Source organism: Mesorhizobium sp. B2-5-11 (genome assembly GCF_006440835.1).
Lineage (GTDB): Bacteria > Pseudomonadota > Alphaproteobacteria > Rhizobiales > Rhizobiaceae > Mesorhizobium.
Genome location: NZ_VFUK01000014.1, coordinates 58,589 through 75,023 on the forward strand (window position 1 = coordinate 58,589; position 16,435 = coordinate 75,023).

Below are 16,435 nucleotides of genomic sequence, written 5' to 3' on the forward strand. Positions count from 1 at the left end.
ATGAAGCGGGCAGAGAAAACCACTCGCACTCAAGGAAGCCAACCGCGTGACGGCCGTATGATGAGCGGGATAACCCTAATCCGTTTCCAATCAGACGAACGCTGCCTCGCCTCCAGCAAGCCCTGGACAAGAAGCCGTGCGAACGAGACCGATCCAGAAAACGGCGGCAACCATCTGCCTCCAAGCGTTGAAGAAACGCTGTAGACCTGACGCAGGGCCATAAGCCCCGACGGGTGGGCAACTGTCCAGCGGATGATGTTTGATCTGCGGTCACTTCAGGTTTTTCCTCGGTAGCATACTGTCCCGCAACAGCGTGTGGCTCTGGTCGAGGCAAACCGGCTGCCGCGCGCCGAGCGTGTGGCATCGACGGTCCACGCTTCCAAGATCCCACCTCTTCCTGCTCCACACCAAGGCTCGCAAAAATCGTATCAACTCACCCATCGACCCGACATTCGTTTCCAGCGGTTAGCCTAAGCCCTAGACAAGAAAGTGCCTGAACGAAGAGGTTTGTCGCGGACCCGACAATCCGACACTCCGTGTCGGATGGCGATCATAGACCGCTATCGTACTCGGATACCGGAAAAGTGGGGCAGCGAGTGGGACGCGATTGAGCACGAGACCGCTGGAGGCCATTCGGCCTAGAGTCGGTTCGGCAGCCATTGATCCCGCGGACCCGGCGCCCAGCCGTCTGGTGCAAGGCACCTCCCCGCTGTTTGTGGGAGCGTAATCGACGAACCCGCGACCAGTCTACGTTCGCCCCAGTCGCGTTCCAGTAGCCGCGTCGCTCAACCATCATTGCCGAAGCTGGCCGTCTTCGCCGTGTTCATCGCCAGTTTCTAGGTTCTGCCTGCTGGACACTCGACACAGCCGTCAGCCAATATCGAGGCCAGCCCGCCTTTTCCAAGTTCGGCGACGGCAGGCTACGTCTCACCGGGATGAGGCCGGCAAGTCTGCGGGCGTCAGCGTGAGAACTCATTTTCGGGCATAGTTCGAGCACTCCTTCGCAAGATCGCGTCAATCCAGCAGACGGCACGTGTTGTGCAGCATCGGCGAATGCGGTCCGACTACCGGCCTTTCGTTAAGGGCGGGGCGTTCCCGACCATGGCAGGAGCACCAATTGCGCTATCCGCTCGCCTTTTTCCTCTCGAGTGCCGCAGATGCGATCGCTCCGTCTCGCCGGCGTCTCCATCTAAATGCTGGGCGCGAGCTGACGATCTCGCGCAAGCAGGCGCTCGCTTTTCTGGCCGATCCCGACGCCTATCTCACCGGAAACCGCTGTGAGCTCGATGATACCTCAGCGCTACGAATACGAGACCTTCGGGGCACGGCACATCCCCTCGCGCAACGTGGCCACGGCGCTCTGGCCTCCGCCAGCAAGGGCCAACTCAGATAGCACCCCAGAGACGAAAACCACGTGAACCTGCACACGCGCCAGCCGGCGACGACTGCGCAATCGACAAGTGACCTGCACGCCCGGCATTTTGCTGTTGTCGGCGCTCTCCTTGGCACGAGGATTGCGTGACCGTTACCGAAATAGCAAGGAATTCGAAACCGTTAGCAGGAGTAAAGATGGATACCGCACAATTGGACCGGGAGATCCACAAGATCGCCAACCAATGCGTGACCGAGGCCAGGGCAGTCGTCAAGAATCGAGGGCTCCAGCCCCAGGAACTAACCGCGAAAACGGTCGCTGCCGGCGTCGACACTGTCGAGATCGTACGCTCGGCCGACGCGGCCATGAGCAAGGTTGACGAGGGGACGTGGCTGTGACGACGATCGCCTACAAACACGGCGTAATGGCCGCCGACAGCCGTGCCTACGGCGCCGGCCTGGGGTCAATCGGCTCCAAGCTCAAAATCCGCCGTCTTCCGGATGGACGCCTGATTGGCGCAACGACTCCCCAGGTTGGCGCCGGTGAGGCCATTCTGGACTGGTACGCCGCTGGCGCTGACGTTCACAACACGCCAGAGGGTGTAAAAGGCTCCAACGTCGGTCTGCTGGTCGTTCATCCCGACGGGCGCGCTCAAGTGGCGTCTGGCGCCTGGACACTGACCGGCATGCTCGAAAGCCCCTATTTTGTTGTCGGCAGCGGCTCCCATTACGCGGAGGCCATTCTCGAATCCGGCGGGACCTCACAGCAGGCTGTAGAGATCGCCTGCAAGTTCGATTCGCACTCCGGGCTCCCGGTCGTGTCCCTGATGCACGGAGCGCCCTGCCCTTCCCCGCGCCACCCCAGGCGGGCCAAGTGGCTGTCGTGGGTCGGCAGGAGGTTCAAGATTTCGGGCTAGTTATCGTCGCAGCTGCCGGCCGTGACAATAGGATGAAGGGAGTCTGATGGGGTACAAACCAACGCGGCACAAGCCGCGCGAGGCAGCCCTGATCCGCTTGATCATCAACGGGTTCGGCGGCCCAGCGCCGGCGCCGCTAGTAGCGATCGCGCTGCTGGCGACGTCGGCCATCCAGTTCGCCGGCGTACCGGTCTCAGTCGTGGCGCTATTGTTCTTGCGCCGCCAGCTGGAGGAATCTTTCAGTTAAGGCCCCGAGGCGTTGCTTCAATCACTCTGTAGACAGTGGTCGGGTCTTCGCCTGGATCAGGAGTTCGCGTGACTCGTCGGACATCGCAGCTGTGAGGGTCACCCTTCGTGCGTACCCTGTGTTTGGCATTGACGAGACCTTTCCCTTGCCGGCGCAAGCAACGTCGTCAGATGAATGACCAACATCAGGCGTGAATCAGCAAGAGCGGGCAAACCACACCAGCGGCTTCTGAGGACCGCGGACACCTTGCGCTTGTCGGACATGACCTGGACGAAAGCGGACACACACGGAGCATTGTCGATCCAGACATGGACGAATCCCGCCGATGCCGAGGAGGCGATTGACTACGCCCGTTTGCCGCCGGTGATGCGATGTCCGACGAGGCCAAGGCCGGCCCAGCTCTTGATGTCGAGATGAACTACTTCGCCGGGATGCTCCCGCTACCGGGCGCCTGGGACCCGGCTCCGACGCACCGAACCTGTTCAGGCCCAAACCGCCAGTCGGCCGCTGCAACGATCCATTGCTCTGCGATCACCGATCCATCGTACAAGTCCTCGTCAATAAGGTGTGCGGCCTGCCAAGGGTTCTCTTCGATCTTGGTCGGCACGCCCTTCCAGATTTTCCTTTCAAAAGACATCGTGGGCTCCTGCGAAAAGGCGGGCCCGCAATTTAAAGGCGGGCCCGCAATTTACAGGAGTCTTTAGCATGGACGTGTTCTACACCAAAAAGGATAGCGAGCGCACAGAGCTCATATCGGGTGGTAGCACCGGTCACCGGTTCCTCGTTCTATTTTGCTTTACATAACGGCCACCTGTCGTTGGGGCCAACCAGGTCGAAACAGCTTGAAATTGGCCTCCTGCCCGCCAATCTCATTGCTAGGTAGCAAAGCGTCATGGCCCCATGTTCTTGCCTGGGTCGATCGAATCGAAATGGCGACGCGGGGACCCCACATCGCTCGTCTCAAGGCGCCAAAGCACCAAGGCTTCATCTGGTTCGGTTGATTCTTCACAGACGTTTGATCTCAATGCCGTATTTCCTCAGCGTGTAGCCAATCTGGCGCGGCGTCAGTCCAAGCAGGCGTGCCGCCTTTGCCTGGACCCAGCCACATCTTTCCATGGCCGCGATGACAGCTTCAGCACCGGTCGTTCTCGTACCGTTCAAGTGAGCTATCCTGCTGAGTGGCGGCTCCCCTGTAGTCTCAGGCGGGACTGCGACGGAGGGAGACGTACCGGCAGCAGCCGGCGTTATGGCCGCACCCCCTGGCGCCGGCAACATCGGACGCGATTGCAGCGCCAGGCTGACGGATCTGACCTTATGCAGCGCCGCTGCGAAGCATTGGCCTTGGCAGCATGCAAAGTCGCCTCTCCCTATCGATGCCCCCATCGCCAGAACGGCTGTCCGATACACGCAGTTCTGGAGCTCGCGAATGTTGCCGGGAAAATCACAGTTCATCAGCACTTCAACCGCACCGGGATCGAGGGTCATCGTAACGCCGTTCTCATCATTGAAATTTTTGAGAAACTCGGCTGCGAGGAGCGGAATATCACTGCGCCTTTCGCGCAGCGCCGGCACCCGCACCGTAAACACATTGATGCGGTAATAGAGGTCCTCCCGGAACTCATTTCTGGCAACTGCCTCTTCCAGGTTCTTGTTCGTGGCAGCGATGATCCGAACATCGACTTTGACGGTCTGGTTGCCGCCGACGCGCTCGAACTCCTGCTCCTGCAGCACACGCAAGAGCTTTGCCTGGAACGATGGCGAGATCTCGCCGATCTCGTCCAGGAACAGCGTCCCTTTGTCGGCGAGCTCAAAGCGCCCCTTGCGCGAGTTGAACGCGCTTGTGAATGCGCCCTTCTCGTGACCGAACAATTCGGATTCCAGGACTGTCTCGGATAGCGCAGCGCAATTGACCTTGATGAAGGGGCGTTTGGCGCGCGGCGACAAATCATGGAGGGCCTTGGCGACCTTCTCCTTCCCGGTACCCGACTCGCCTCGCAACAGAACCGCAATCTTGAGCTTGGCTACGACCTGGATATTCTCAATCAGATCGCGAAACGGCAAACTGTCGCCAATCATCCCCTCGATGTGAATCTTGTTACGCTGCCGCGCCGGTTGGTTCTGCTTTGGCTGCAAGTCGTGCTGGGCCATGGGTTGCTGGCGACCGCCCCCTAGGGAGCGACGAAACTTGACTGTCTGACCTACCAAATTAGCGATTTGGTTGAGCAGATAGAGGTTGTGATCGAGCCAAGCTCTTGGGTCTTCGCCCAGTACGTGGTCGATGGTCAGTGTGCCCACGACATCCGCATCGACGCGAATGGGAACGCCGATGAAGGACACTGCTGCGTTGTTGGAGACCCCGAGCACGTCCGTGTCGGCGGCGGTGAAAGCCGAATGAAAGGCGATGTTCTCGGTGACCAGGGGCGTGCCCGCCCTCATAATGTGGTCGATCGCGTTCCGCGGCACACGGCGGCTCTCGCTCGAGCCGGCGCCGAAGATTTCCAGTTCGCCATGACTGTTTAAGAGAGAGATGATGCCGTGCCGCATCGGCAGAAACGATCGCAGAATATCTACGACCTTTGTCAACGTGACATCGAGCGCGGAGGGGGCGGCAAGTGCTGTAGTAAATATTTCCACTACGCCGGCAAGCTCGCTCTCACGTGACGGCAGAGTAGCGGATTCCATTTTGGCGTCGTGAAGCGATGGGCAGCATGACGGCGTCTGCTCAGCACTTTCTTCAGATTGGCGATTGTTGTCATGATTTAGCATGTCATCCTCCATTCCGGGCCGCGACAGCAACGCCGCGCCATGTGGGCCTGCGACGTCGCCGGGCGTAGAGGCCCTGGTCAAATGGCATCGGCGCCCCAGCCACCGTTGGCCGGGACCGGCATGAGTTTCTTCGCCCCGTAGGCCGCCGCAGATTGGCGCACTTGCTCGCGCGTCGGAGCCACGAGTGCTTGGGACGTCGATAGAAACAATCGTGACGCGGGGTTGGCGGCAGCACGCCGGAGTTCCGCAGGAGGCATAAGACGAAAAGTAGGTCTCGGTTTTTGGCTTCGGTCAGGGTCCGATGAAAGGCAGGCACGAAAAATGCGGGAGGCGATGCTCGATGCATAGCTGGACTATCCTTAGTGAATCGGGGCGCTCTACAGGCTCTTCCGGTGGCCACCACTGCTGCTCGGAACGAGATGGGCAGTCAACAGCTGCTCGGAACGATGTGGCCAATCAACCGAACTTCCTTGCATTTCTGAAAGGATGAGAGAGGCTATGATAGAATCCATCATTCAGATTCTAGGAGATCGATGGGAACGGCAAAGATGTTTGCCCCGGCGTCTCGAGGGTGCCTGGCGCGCTGAGCGAGCCGACGCATTTGCGCGCTTCTATCGCCGGCAATCGCTGCCGACGTCCTCCTGGTTCCGGCTCGCTGAGTGACCGCGACAATCGTTCATTCCTCGCTATTTGATGCCATTCCCACGAGAGCAGGCTGGCGCGTGCCATGGCGCGAAGTTGTCGTCGTGCGGGCTTCAGTGTTCGTGCTGCAAAGCATCTCCTCAATCACACGGTTGCGCCAGGACCCGCGGGATCAATCGGTCTGTCGACGGCCCCTTCGAGACGCTCTGCTTCGGCGGGAGCGCGGCCAGAGCACGCTCGTGTAGGTGATCCTCCACTCCGGTGGCGGTCGGTCGCAAATACGACAAGGAAGCGGGGACATCGGGGCGCCAGAGACACAACCGGCGGCCGCTCTGCCAGGCAAAGCAATTACTGCACGGCGCCCTGTCAATCCTCTTTCTTCTACCGGACCGTATTGCTTCGACGCGGCACAATGCCGAGCCTAAGTGCGGGATTTCGCCCAGGATCAGGCAGCCAGTGCGGAAACCCGCACAAACCTCGGGGACACCGGGTGACCGAGCGTCTGAACATGCACGATTGGGCGCGGGATTTCCACTTGGCACGACGCTTGCAGCCGAAACGACAGCAGCGCTCGACCGGAGCGCCGCGATGGAGAAGCGCGGGAAGGGAGGAGGCCCACCCCGATCCGGTCAGGGAGAGAAAAGCTGTTGGCTCCACCGATTCGAAGCGCCGGTCCCCCAGCCCGCAAGGCCTTCTACGCCCAACTGTACGTGCAGGTGCTTACCGCCATCGCCCTCGGTGTCGCAGTCGGCTATTTGTATCCGGGCACCGGAGAGGCTCTGAAGCCGCTGGGCGATGCTTTCATCAAGCTCGTGAAGATGATTATCGCACCTGTGATCTTTCTAACCGTAACGACCGGCATTGCGGGCATGAACGATCTCAAGAAGGTCGGCCGGGTCGCCGGCAAGGCGATGATCTATTTCCTCACCTTCTCGAGCCTCGCATTGATCGTCGGTCTCATTGTCGCCAATGTCGTTCAACCCGGCTCTGGCCTCGATATCGATCCGGCCTCGCTCGATGGCCAGGCCGTGCAGGGCTATGTGGCCAAGGTCCACGATCAGTCGGTGACCGGCTTCCTCATGAACATCATCCCGTCAACTATCGTTGGTGCCTTCGCCGAAGGCAACATCCTGCAGGTCCTGTTCTTCTCGATTCTGTTCGGCAGCGCTCTGGCGATGGCCGGAGACACCGGCAAGCCTGTGCTTTCCTTGCTTCAAGCGCTACTCGCGCCGGTGTTCAAGCTGGTCGGCATCCTGATGCAGGCCGCGCCCGTCGGCGCTTTCGGCGCCATGGCCTTCACAATCGGCAAATATGGCATCGGTTCAGTGGCCAACCTCGCCATGCTGGTCGCGACGTTCTATTTCACCGCATTCGTCTTCGTGTTCGGGATTCTTGGCGCGGTGTGCCGATACAACGGTTTCTCAATCTTTTCTCTCGTGCGATACATCAAGGAAGAGCTGCTGCTGGTCCTGGCAACGTCCTCCTCGGAGGCTGCGCTGCCCTCGCTCATGGAGAAAATGGAGAAGGCAGGCGCCAAGCGTTCCGTCGTGGGTCTCGTCATCCCGACGGGATATTCCTTCAATCTGGACGGTACCAATATCTATATGACGCTTGCCGCCCTCTTCATCGCCCAGGCAACGAACACGCATTTGTCGGTTGCCGATCAGATTCTCCTGTTGGTCGTCGCGATGCTTTCCTCGAAGGGTGCCGCAGGTATTACGGGGGCTGGCTTCGTCACGTTGGCCGCCACGCTTTCCGTAATACCAACTGTTCCCGTTGCTGGGATGGCTCTGATCCTTGGTGTGGACCGCTTCATGTCCGAATGCCGAGCGCTGACGAATGTAGTGGGTAACGCGGTGGCTGCGCTCGTCGTCGCCCGCTGGGAAGGCGAATTGGACGAAGCGCGCATGAAAGCCGCCTTCTGCGGGAGCTTGCCGAGAGACTAAACCGGCCACCCCGCCCCAGCAAGATTGCTGCAGCGCGACCAATCAAGTCGCCGCGCTGTCATCAGCACGAAACAATCGGCTCGCGGCTCTAAACAGCGCGTCGCGAGACACAAGATCAGAAGCGCCAATGCGGTGAATCAAGAAACATGGATGCCTTACGCAAACGAAACCGAGAGCGACGAATGCTCGGTTGCTCCTTGAGCGCTGTTCATTGGATAGGTTGCCGATCGTGGAGCATGTCGAAATCTTCACGTTGCCGCCCGGAACCGTCGCCGGGACCGGGCCGATGACACAGGGACAGCCGATCAGAATTGGCGCGACGGCCAAGCGCCCCACAATTGCCGATCTCGCCCGCGAAGCCGGAGTGAGCGTAGCAACGGTCGATCGCGTCCTGAACGATCGTCTTCCGGTGCGGGAGCGGACCGCGCGGCTGGTCAATGAAGCCGCCCACGCGATCGGCTATCATGCGGCGGGTCTCATCAAACAGCGCTTGCAACGGGACCTGCCGCAGTACCGGCTAGGCTTCATCCTGAGAAAGCCGGCCCAGCATTTCTACCAAGATTTCGCGCGCGAGGTCGAAGCAGCGGTTACTTCGGCCGAGACCTTCCATGGCACTCCGGTTATCGAATTCGCGCCTTCGCATTCGCCCGGGGAGCTGGCGGCTAGCCTCAGGAATCTTGGTAGGCGCTGTCACGCGATCGGCATGGTGGCGCCAGACCACCCTAAGATCACGGCGGCAGTCGAGGAGCTCAAGGCAAAAGGCATCCCGGTTTTCTCGCTGCTTTCTGACTTCGCCGCTGGCGCGCGCGAGGGCTACGTAGGTCTCAACAACCACAGGGTCGGGCGCACGGCAGCTTGGATGTTCTCCAAAGCCGCTAAACGGCCTGGCAAAGTGGCGGTGTTTGTCGGCAGCCACCGTTTCCAGAGTCATGAGCTGCGGGAAAGCGGCTTCCGCTCCTATTTCCGTGAGAACGAGCCAGCATTCGAGGTGCTCGATACGCTCTTGAACTTTGAGAAACGACAGATCACTTACGAGGCGCTACTGCATCTTATGCAGCGGGAACCTGAGCTCGTCGGGTTCTACGTGGCCGGCGGTGGCATGGAGGGTGCCATCTCCGCGCTCCGGGACGAGTGCAACGGTCAGGATCTCGTCGTGATCGTGAATGAAATCACGCCGGAGTCACGGGCGGCTCTCGCGGATGACATCGTCACGATGGCGCTCGCCACGCCACTGCGCCGACTTTGCCAGGAGCTGATGCTGCTGATGGACCGCGCCCTCAAGAACGGCACGGCGGAGACATCGGGCCAGACATTTCTGCCGTTCGATATCTATGTGCCGGAGAATATCTGAATGATGTGATTCTATCAGTGCGTGCCAATTTTCTATCATAAATGCAAGAATCGCTCGATTGACTAGCCTGCTCCAATCAGCTTTGTGCATCCGCCTGCGGTGGGGCGCGCGGAGAAGCCAGACAAGACTGGCGCCGCACTTTTTGAAGGAAAAGCCAAGCCCATGCGCCAGGTATCTCCCCGCTTTGCGCTGGAAGACATGGCGGCGCCTTCTGTCGACGTCAGTGCAATTTTCGCAATTGCGCGTGATCAGGGCCTGACCGATGTTCAAATCCGTGACCATCGTTTCAGCAATCCTGTTGCACGCGCCATTCCGGCTGCTGAGGTCCGCTCGGCCGCTACCGAAGCCGGCGTCACGATAATTTCGATGAACGCTTTGCAGCGCTTCGACGACTGGACTGCCATCCGCCGGGCGGAGGCGAGCAAGCTGGCCGACTACGCTGCGGCGTGCGGGGCCAAGACGGTCGTGCTGGTGCCAGTCAACCACGGCTCGCGCGCCAGCGCTGGCGAGCGCCATGACTGTCTCCGCCTCGCTCTAAACGCGCTCAAGCCGGTCCTCCAATCGCGCGGCCTTGTCGGCCTGATTGAGCCGCTGGGCTTTCGAACCTGCTCGCTCCGATCAAAGAAGGAAGCGGTCGAGGCGATTGCCGCGGTTGACGGCCAGACCGTGTTTCGCCTGATGCACGATACGTTCCACCACACGCTCGCCGGCGAGGCCTCCTTGTTTGGCGAGCTTACCGGACTGGCGCACATTTCAGGCGTGAACGACCCGATGTTCTGGATTTGCCCGGATCGCCTTCTTGGAGGTTCTGACAATGCCAGTCAGATCCAGGCGCTGCTTGACCATGGCTATGCGGGACCCTTCTCGTTCGAACTGGTAGAGGAAGTGTGCACGATTGACGAGCTCGCTGGCGCGCTTGCCGCCAGTATTGATTTCATCCAGCGCGTGCTGTCGACGCGAAAGCAGTTGGTCGAAGAGGTAGAAAGCGAAATGGACGTGTAAAGCCTCGCGTGTTGTCACAGCGGAACAGCCATGCGAGCTGCCTCCTGCATCATTACCTCGCGCATCCAGACGCTTGCCGGATCGGTATTATGGAGTGCTGGCCATTGGACCGCTTCGGTGAAAGCAGGAAGCGGCAGCGGAAGTTCCACAATCTGAAGGGGGAAGGTTTTTTCGAAGTGCTTAACCAGCCGGAAGGGCATGGTCGCAATACGAGCCGTGCCGGACACCATGGGTGGGATCATGCTGAAGCCCTGCACGGCCACCTCGACACGTCTTTTAAGACCATGCTCGAGTAAGAACCATTCCTCGACGGACGGCATCAGCGAACGTCCGAACCTGACCGAGACGTGCCTCATCGACAGGTATCTCTCGAATGTAAGTTGCCGTCTCAGCTGCCTGTTCGTGGGACAGCCGACGCATACGAGCCTCTCGTCGAACAAGGCCACGCTCGAATGCGCGCTCGACGTGAACAAATCTGGAAGAACTACAAAATCGACGTCGCCGCGCCCGAGGAGCTCATCGGGGCTATCGTTGACAGGCAGCAATTCGAAACTGACGGCGGGGGCTTCCCGGGCAACACGCTCCACGACTTTCTCAAAAAAAACGAGCGTGGCGAAATCGGAAATAGTGATCCTGAAGCGACGATCGGATCGAGCCGGGTCAAACGGATCGGAAGAAATAATCGTACGCTGGATGTGCAGCAGAGCGTCGCGAACTGCGGGGCCAAGTGCTGCCGCACGTGACGTCAGAATACGTTCGCGGCCGTTCATGCTGAACAGTTCATCGCCGAAAAAATCGCGCAGTCGGGCGACGGCCGCACTCATCGCCGGCTGACTGAGATTGATCCGGCGTGCCGCCGCCGAGAGATTGCGCTCGGCCAGCAATGCGTCCAGCACGACGAGAAGATTGAGATCAAGCCCCCTGAAACGCATTTCTGCGGCTATCCATAGAGTGGATACCTTCCATCGAAACAAAGGATTTTATCATTGTGCTGAAATCTCGCATGGACAAACACCTGACGCACCGATCACCGCTGCCTCTATGCCGTGATGAGCGTCTTAAGGACAACCCGAAAGGAGAAATTCTTCCATGCGCTCTGCCGTGCAGTGGAGGTTATGCTGGGAAAATAGCTTGCAAGTGGCCGACCATGTCGAGCTCTCCGATTTCTTCCGAAAGATCTATGGACGAAACGGGGTCTTCGGCGCAAAGCCATTCGAAGGTGGCCGCAGTTGGGCCGGCGCAAGACCCGAACTCCGCCTTATTGCCAGCGACCCTGAGGGCGTAGCGGCACACATCGGAATACTGCGCCGCTTCATCAAGGTTGGCGACGTCGATGTTCTTGTGGCTGAGTTGGGCCTGTATGGCGTTCGTCAGGATCTTGAGAAGCTCGGAATCAGCTTTTCTATGCGCGCCGTATATCCCGTCCTGCAGCAGATGGGGGTTCCCTTCGCTTTCGGCACGGTTCGGCACGCCATGCGTAACCATGTTGAGAGGTACTGCAGAGAGGGCATAGCCACCATTGTGCCAGGCGTCCGGGTCCGTTCGAGCCGCGCAAATGTGCATCACGACCTGCCGTCCACGCGCCTGGATGACGTACTCGTGTTGGTATCGCCAATTGGACGCTCCATGGACGAATGGCCCTCCGGCACGCTGATCGACCGCAACGGTCCGGAGCTGTGAAGCTTCGGGGCTGCATATCCGTCCCGAGTGGCTACGGCCTCCCAGCAAGATTCTTCGCCATCGCGGCCTGCGCCGCAGGCCAGCCGGACTTATCCGGCTCCATGGGCGTTAAGCTTCTTCAGTTGCAGAAGTTTGATGGCTGGTTCCCCGATGCGCGCGGCTCAAGGAGTTATGTCGCGCCACGTAAAAACAAGCTGAAATGGAAAGAGACAAATGTCTGATCAACTTATAACGGAAGTCATTGAGATAATCAGGAAGCGCATCGAATCGGAGAACGCCGAGGGAACGACTGCAGCATCCGTCGGCGAAATAACCACTGCGAACGAAGTGACTGCGCTCGGGATCGATTCACTGGGGTTGGCGGACGTGCTCTGGGATCTCGAGCAGGCGTACGGCATCAAGATCGAGATGAACTCGGCCGATGCGTGGTCTGATCTCCAAACTGTCGGGGACATGGTGGAAGCCATCCGCGGCTTGCTCAACAAGGCGGCTTGAATGGATCGCCGGGTCGTCATCACTGGACTGGGCGGGCTGTGCGGGCTGGGCACCGATGTCGGGTCCATCTGGAAAGGCATGCGCGAGGGCCGATCGGCCATCGGTCCCATTGTCAATGCACAGCTTCACGGACTGGAGGGCGCGATCGGCGCCGAGATCAAGACGCTGCCTGAGCACGACATTGAGCCTCGGCAGCTGCTCTCCATGGGACGTTTCAGCCTGCTTGCCGTGCTTGCAGCACGCGAAGCCATGCGACAGTCCGGACTCTCCTGCGATGAAGGCAATGCCCATCGCTTTGGCGCAATAGTGGGTGCCGGCTTCGGCGGCTTCGATGCGACCGAGAAAGGCTACCGCGACGTCCTTTTGGGGGGAGCGTCCCGCGTTGAACTGTTCTCGGGAGTAAAGGCGATGCCGAGCGCGGCTGCGTGCCAGGTCAGCATGAGCCTCGGCCTTCGCGGGCCGGTCTTCGCCGTCACCACCGCCTGTGCATCGGGCAATCATGCGATTGCCTCGGCCGTAGACCAGATCAAGTATGGCCGGGCCGACGTGATGCTTGCGGGAGGCAGCGACGCGGCGTTCGTGTACATGATGATGAAGGCATGGGAAGCCATGCGCGTGCTCGCTCCGGACACTTGCCGGCCCTTCTCCGCGGACCGGAAGGGAGTGGTGCTGGGCGAAGGTGCGGGCATGGCCGTACTGGAAAGCTATGAGCATGCTACCGCCCGGGGTGCAAAGATTCTTGCCGAGGTCGCGGGCATCGGTCTGTCTGCCGATGCCTCCCACATCGCCGCGCCGGCAGTTCACGGGCCGGAAGGCGCGATGCGCGCCTGCCTTGCCGATGCGAAACTGAATCCAGAGGACGTCGAGTACCTGAACGCGCACGGCACCGGCACCAAGGCCAACGATCAAATCGAAACGGCGGCGATCAAGCGAGTCTTCGGTGAGCATGCTCATTCGATGTCCGTCTCTTCCACCAAATCCACCCACGGTCACTGCCTAGGTGCAGCCAGCGCGATTGAAATGATCGCCTGTGTGATGGCGATTCAGGAGGGCGTGGTACCTCCGACCGCCAACTATCGCGAGCCAGACCCCGATTGCGATCTCGATGTCACGCCCAACGTGCCGCGCGAGCGTAAGGTGCGTGTGGCCATGAGCAACGCGTTTGCCATGGGGGGCACGAACGCAGTTCTAGCGTTCAAGCACGTATAGTGAGCGTCCATGTCGCCGCAAAGTCCTTCCGCGAGCCTTGCTAGACAGTCTGAACGCTCTCCCAGTGTCCACCAGTCAGCTCCAGGTGGTCAGATCGGTCGAGCCGCGTCTGGTCGTGCGGCCGATGCCGCCGCAACCCAATTGGTGCGTGAACTCACCAAGGCCGTTTGGCTGGATAAAATATTACGTCGCCGCGGATCGGGAGCGCCCAGGAAGCCATCCATCGAGCCGAGACTTCCGGCAGGCGAAACCGAATTCGCCGGCCTGAAGAGAAGAGGACAAGATATGTTCGAATTGAAGGGCCGCAAGGCGCTCGTCACCGGGGCATCGGGAGGCATCGGCGAGGCGATAGCCAGGATACTGCATGCGCAGGGCGCCATTGTCGGCCTGCATGGTACGCGCATCGAAAAGCTGGAGACGCTGGCCAACGAACTGGGCGACCGGGTCAAGCTGTTTCCGGCCAACCTGTCGAACCGCGACGAGGTCAAGGCGCTTGGCCAGAAGACGGAGGCCGATCTCGAAGGGGTTGACATCCTGGTCAACAATGCCGGCATCACCAAGGACGGCCTGTTCGTGCGCATGTCGGACGCCGATTGGGACTCAGTGCTCGAGGTCAACCTGACCGCCGTTTTCCGGCTGACCCGGGAACTGACCCACCCGATGATGCGCCGCCGCCACGGCCGCATCATCAACATCACTTCAGTTTCGGGTATCACCGGTAATTCGGGCCAGACCAACTACTCAGCTTCCAAGGCCGGCATGATCGGTTTCTCCAAGTCTCTGGCGCAGGAGATCGCCACCCGCAACATCACCGTCAACTGCGTCGCCCCGGGCTTCATCGAATCGGCCATGACCGACAAGCTCAACGACAAGCAGAAAGAGGCGATTATGGCGGCGATCCCGACCCGGCGGATGGGCACCAGCGCTGAAGTCGCGTCCGCGGTTGCCTACCTCGCCTCCGATGAAGCAGCCTACGTCAGCGGCCAGACCGTCCACGTCAATGGCGGCATGGCCATGATCTGAGCACGGGTAACCGGAGCCTACCTTGTCGTAGGCATCGCGCGACAGGTCTCACCGCCGGGGTTTGCAGGGCATGTGCTGCTGCATGCGGATCAAACGTCCGCGGCGCTTGTCGTAAACGGTTCATCCCGCAGCCCGGCCACGGCTGCACCCATGGCCGTGCGATGAGTTTGATACGCGTGCCGCGGAAGCGCAACAGGGGTCTCAAAGCCAGGCGCAGGCCTTTCCAGGGTCGTCATGGCGACCAAGATCCTTGCGCTCACCGATCCGCTCGGCACTTGTGTGCTTCGTCCCCCGTCAGGAGGCCGCTTCGATACGGGGTTTCGCCCGCGCATCGAGGGCGTCGCCTTCGGCGATCCGATCGCCGACACGGGGTTCAACATCAACACCATCATTGCCGATCTGAACGAGCGCGGCGCCAGGATCGCAATCCAGCACGATCCGAGGCGCGCCTTGCCGCCGCCTCTCGATCTGGAAGCGTCATCTGATCGAGAACTTCTTCTGCACCCAAGCGTATGGCAGGACAACTCCAACCAGAGCTTCGAAGCGAGCATCGACCGCAACCCTGGCATAACCCACGATGGGCCTCAGACCAAGGCCAGCCAAGATGCGAACCGGATGAGGTACCGACCAGAGACATGCACTTCGAGCTCCGCTCCTCGCTCCGGGCGTCTCACAGTCTGCAAGCGCAACACCTGCCGATCAGCTGACGATCTGTCGCCTCAGGCAACATGAGTGTGGGCGGTAACGGCCGACACAAATCCAGGAGCGCTGGGGGCCTCGCGTGGATTCGCAGGAGTAGCAAGTCGGGATGCTTCCTGCACCATTATCTCCCGCATCCAGATGCTGGCTGGATCACCGTTGTGGTTGGCCAGCCATTGGACGGCTTCGGTGAAAACGGGAAGCGGCAGTGGAAGTTCGACGACCTTAAGGGGGAACGTTCTTTCGAAGTGCTTAACCAGCCGGAAGGGCACGGACGAAATACGAGCTGTGCCGGACACCATTGGCGGCACCATGCTGAAGCCCTGCACCTCGACTTCGACACGTCTTTTTAGGCCGTGCTCGAGCAAGAACAGTTCCTCGATAGAGGGCTTGCGCCAACGTCCGAACCTGACGCAGACGTGCCTCATCGACAGGTATCTCTCAAATGTAAGCTGCCGTGGCAGCTGCTTGTTGGCGGCACAGCCCACGCATACCAGCTTCTCATCGAAAAGCGCCACGCTTGGAAACGCGCCCGACATGAACATATTCGGAAGAATTACAAAGTCGATGTCGCCGCGCCGGAGGAGCTCGTCTGGGTAGTCATCGAGTGGCAGCAATTCGAACGTGACGGCGGGGGCTTCACGAGCGACACGCTCCACGACTTTTTCAAAAAAAACGAGCGTGGCGAAATCGGAAATAATGATCCTAAAGCGTCGATCGGATCGAGCCGGGTCAAACGGATCCGAAGAAATAATCGAGGACTGGATACGCAGGAGAGCGTCGCGGACTGCGGGGGCAAGTGCAATCGCTCGTGCGGTCAGGATGCGCTCTCGACCGTTCATACTGAACAGTTCATCACCGAAAAAGTCGCGCAGCCGGGCGACAGCCGCACTCATGGCCGGCTGGCTTAGGTTTATGCGGCGTGCCGCCGCCGAGAGAGTGCGCTCGGCCAGCAATGCGTCCAGCACAACGAGAAGGTTGAGATCAAGCCCCTTGAAACGCATGCGTGCGGCTATCCATAGAGTGGATACCTTTCATCGAAACAAACGATTTTACCAGTTTTGCTGAACGTCGCATAGGGACCTCA

Annotated in this window: 14 protein-coding genes and 1 pseudogene; 11 read left to right on the forward strand and 4 right to left on the reverse strand. The window is 60.0% G+C overall.

Translation table 11 applies throughout. The annotated features are described in order from the left end of the window. Positions 1 to 1,569: 1,569 nt before the first annotated feature. The 3 genes from FJ490_RS28785 to FJ490_RS32875 are packed head-to-tail and all read left to right on the forward strand — an operon-like array spanning position 1,570 to position 2,535. Complete coding sequence (locus FJ490_RS28785; RefSeq protein ID WP_064993548.1) at positions 1,570 to 1,770, forward strand: hypothetical protein; 201 nt, start codon at positions 1,570 to 1,572, stop codon at positions 1,768 to 1,770. Beyond that, positions 1,767 to 2,288 carry a hypothetical protein gene (locus tag FJ490_RS28790; protein ID WP_064993549.1) on the forward strand — a complete coding sequence of 174 codons (522 nt, stop codon included), beginning with the start codon at positions 1,767 to 1,769 and terminating at the stop codon, positions 2,286 to 2,288. Before FJ490_RS28785 ends, FJ490_RS28790 begins: the two co-directional genes overlap by 4 nt. Positions 2,289 to 2,334: 46 nt before the next feature. After that, complete coding sequence (locus FJ490_RS32875; protein ID WP_176479567.1) at positions 2,335 to 2,535, forward strand: hypothetical protein; 201 nt, start codon at positions 2,335 to 2,337, stop codon at positions 2,533 to 2,535. A 418-nt stretch (positions 2,536 to 2,953) separates the two neighbouring features. On the opposite strand, the gene FJ490_RS28800 is transcribed toward FJ490_RS32875, so the two are convergent. Together FJ490_RS28800 and nifA are read right to left on the reverse strand one after the other, a co-directional pair. Then, positions 2,954 to 3,172: a hypothetical protein gene (locus FJ490_RS28800; protein WP_064993551.1), complete on the reverse strand. Its 219-nt coding sequence runs from the start codon at positions 3,170 to 3,172 to the stop codon at positions 2,954 to 2,956. Positions 3,173 to 3,540: 368 nt separating this feature from the next. Next, positions 3,541 to 5,301, reverse strand: a complete 1,761-nt coding sequence (gene nifA / locus FJ490_RS28805; RefSeq protein ID WP_064993575.1) for a nif-specific transcriptional activator NifA — start codon at positions 5,299 to 5,301, stop codon at positions 3,541 to 3,543. Positions 5,302 to 6,587: 1,286 nt separating this feature from the next. Here nifA and FJ490_RS28810 point away from each other — a divergent pair. The 3 genes and pseudogenes from FJ490_RS28810 to FJ490_RS28820 all read left to right on the forward strand — a co-directional run bounded on the left by FJ490_RS28810 (position 6,588) and on the right by FJ490_RS28820 (position 10,242). Further along, a pseudogene (locus FJ490_RS28810) lies at positions 6,588 to 7,981 on the forward strand (dicarboxylate/amino acid:cation symporter). Positions 7,982 to 8,175: 194 nt separating this feature from the next. Further along, on the forward strand, positions 8,176 to 9,240 hold the full coding sequence (locus tag FJ490_RS28815) for a LacI family DNA-binding transcriptional regulator (RefSeq protein WP_064993576.1): 1,065 nt from the start codon (positions 8,176 to 8,178) through the stop codon (positions 9,238 to 9,240). Positions 9,241 to 9,402: 162 nt separating this feature from the next. Beyond that, on the forward strand, positions 9,403 to 10,242 hold the full coding sequence (locus tag FJ490_RS28820) for a TIM barrel protein (protein WP_064993577.1): 840 nt from the start codon (positions 9,403 to 9,405) through the stop codon (positions 10,240 to 10,242). A gap of 14 nt (positions 10,243 to 10,256) precedes the next feature. On the opposite strand, the gene FJ490_RS28825 is transcribed toward FJ490_RS28820, so the two are convergent. Further along, a complete protein-coding gene (locus tag FJ490_RS28825; protein WP_064993553.1) occupies positions 10,257 to 11,174 on the reverse strand; it encodes a LysR family transcriptional regulator in 918 nt (305 codons plus the stop codon). 157 nt (positions 11,175 to 11,331) lie between these two features. Here FJ490_RS28825 and FJ490_RS28830 point away from each other — a divergent pair, with 157 nt between their 5' ends. The 5 genes from FJ490_RS28830 to FJ490_RS32880 all read left to right on the forward strand — a co-directional run bounded on the left by FJ490_RS28830 (position 11,332) and on the right by FJ490_RS32880 (position 15,381). Then, positions 11,332 to 11,922 carry a NodA family N-acyltransferase gene (locus tag FJ490_RS28830; RefSeq protein WP_064993554.1) on the forward strand — a complete coding sequence of 197 codons (591 nt, stop codon included), beginning with the start codon at positions 11,332 to 11,334 and terminating at the stop codon, positions 11,920 to 11,922. Positions 11,923 to 12,135: 213 nt separating this feature from the next. Continuing rightward, complete coding sequence (locus FJ490_RS28835) at positions 12,136 to 12,417, forward strand: acyl carrier protein (RefSeq protein WP_064993555.1); 282 nt, start codon at positions 12,136 to 12,138, stop codon at positions 12,415 to 12,417. Next, positions 12,418 to 13,626, forward strand: a complete 1,209-nt coding sequence (locus tag FJ490_RS28840) for a beta-ketoacyl-[acyl-carrier-protein] synthase family protein (RefSeq protein WP_064993556.1) — start codon at positions 12,418 to 12,420, stop codon at positions 13,624 to 13,626. A gap of 285 nt (positions 13,627 to 13,911) precedes the next feature. Further along, complete coding sequence (gene fabG / locus FJ490_RS28845; protein ID WP_064993557.1) at positions 13,912 to 14,649, forward strand: 3-oxoacyl-[acyl-carrier-protein] reductase; 738 nt, start codon at positions 13,912 to 13,914, stop codon at positions 14,647 to 14,649. A gap of 234 nt (positions 14,650 to 14,883) precedes the next feature. Next, on the forward strand, positions 14,884 to 15,381 hold the full coding sequence (locus tag FJ490_RS32880) for a hypothetical protein (RefSeq protein ID WP_064993558.1): 498 nt from the start codon (positions 14,884 to 14,886) through the stop codon (positions 15,379 to 15,381). Here FJ490_RS32880 and FJ490_RS28855 read toward each other — a convergent pair. Continuing rightward, on the reverse strand, positions 15,369 to 16,352 hold the full coding sequence (locus tag FJ490_RS28855) for a LysR family transcriptional regulator (protein WP_064993559.1): 984 nt from the start codon (positions 16,350 to 16,352) through the stop codon (positions 15,369 to 15,371). The two genes, FJ490_RS32880 and FJ490_RS28855, sit on opposite strands and share 13 nt — an antisense overlap. Between the last annotated feature and the right edge of the window lie 83 nt (positions 16,353 to 16,435).

Bases quoted from the DNA above. Each gene is read 5' to 3' on its own strand.
- FJ490_RS32880 (WP_064993558.1), top strand. From the start codon at position 14,884: ATGGCGACCAAGATCCTTGCGCTCACCGATCCGCTCGGCACTTGTGTG.
- FJ490_RS28785 (WP_064993548.1), top strand. From the start codon at position 1,570: ATGGATACCGCACAATTGGACCGGGAGATCCACAAGATCGCCAACCAA.
- FJ490_RS28840 (WP_064993556.1), top strand. From the start codon at position 12,418: ATGGATCGCCGGGTCGTCATCACTGGACTGGGCGGGCTGTGCGGGCTG.
- fabG (WP_064993557.1), top strand. From the start codon at position 13,912: ATGTTCGAATTGAAGGGCCGCAAGGCGCTCGTCACCGGGGCATCGGGA.
- FJ490_RS28835 (WP_064993555.1), top strand. From the start codon at position 12,136: ATGTCTGATCAACTTATAACGGAAGTCATTGAGATAATCAGGAAGCGC.
- nifA (WP_064993575.1), bottom strand. From the start codon at position 5,301: ATGCTAAATCATGACAACAATCGCCAATCTGAAGAAAGTGCTGAGCAG.
- FJ490_RS28820 (WP_064993577.1), top strand. From the start codon at position 9,403: ATGCGCCAGGTATCTCCCCGCTTTGCGCTGGAAGACATGGCGGCGCCT.
- FJ490_RS28825 (WP_064993553.1), bottom strand. From the start codon at position 11,174: ATGCGTTTCAGGGGGCTTGATCTCAATCTTCTCGTCGTGCTGGACGCA.
- FJ490_RS28800 (WP_064993551.1), bottom strand. From the start codon at position 3,172: ATGTCTTTTGAAAGGAAAATCTGGAAGGGCGTGCCGACCAAGATCGAA.
- FJ490_RS28830 (WP_064993554.1), top strand. From the start codon at position 11,332: ATGCGCTCTGCCGTGCAGTGGAGGTTATGCTGGGAAAATAGCTTGCAA.
- FJ490_RS28855 (WP_064993559.1), bottom strand. From the start codon at position 16,352: ATGCGTTTCAAGGGGCTTGATCTCAACCTTCTCGTTGTGCTGGACGCA.
- FJ490_RS28815 (WP_064993576.1), top strand. From the start codon at position 8,176: ATGACACAGGGACAGCCGATCAGAATTGGCGCGACGGCCAAGCGCCCC.
- FJ490_RS32875 (WP_176479567.1), top strand. From the start codon at position 2,335: ATGGGGTACAAACCAACGCGGCACAAGCCGCGCGAGGCAGCCCTGATC.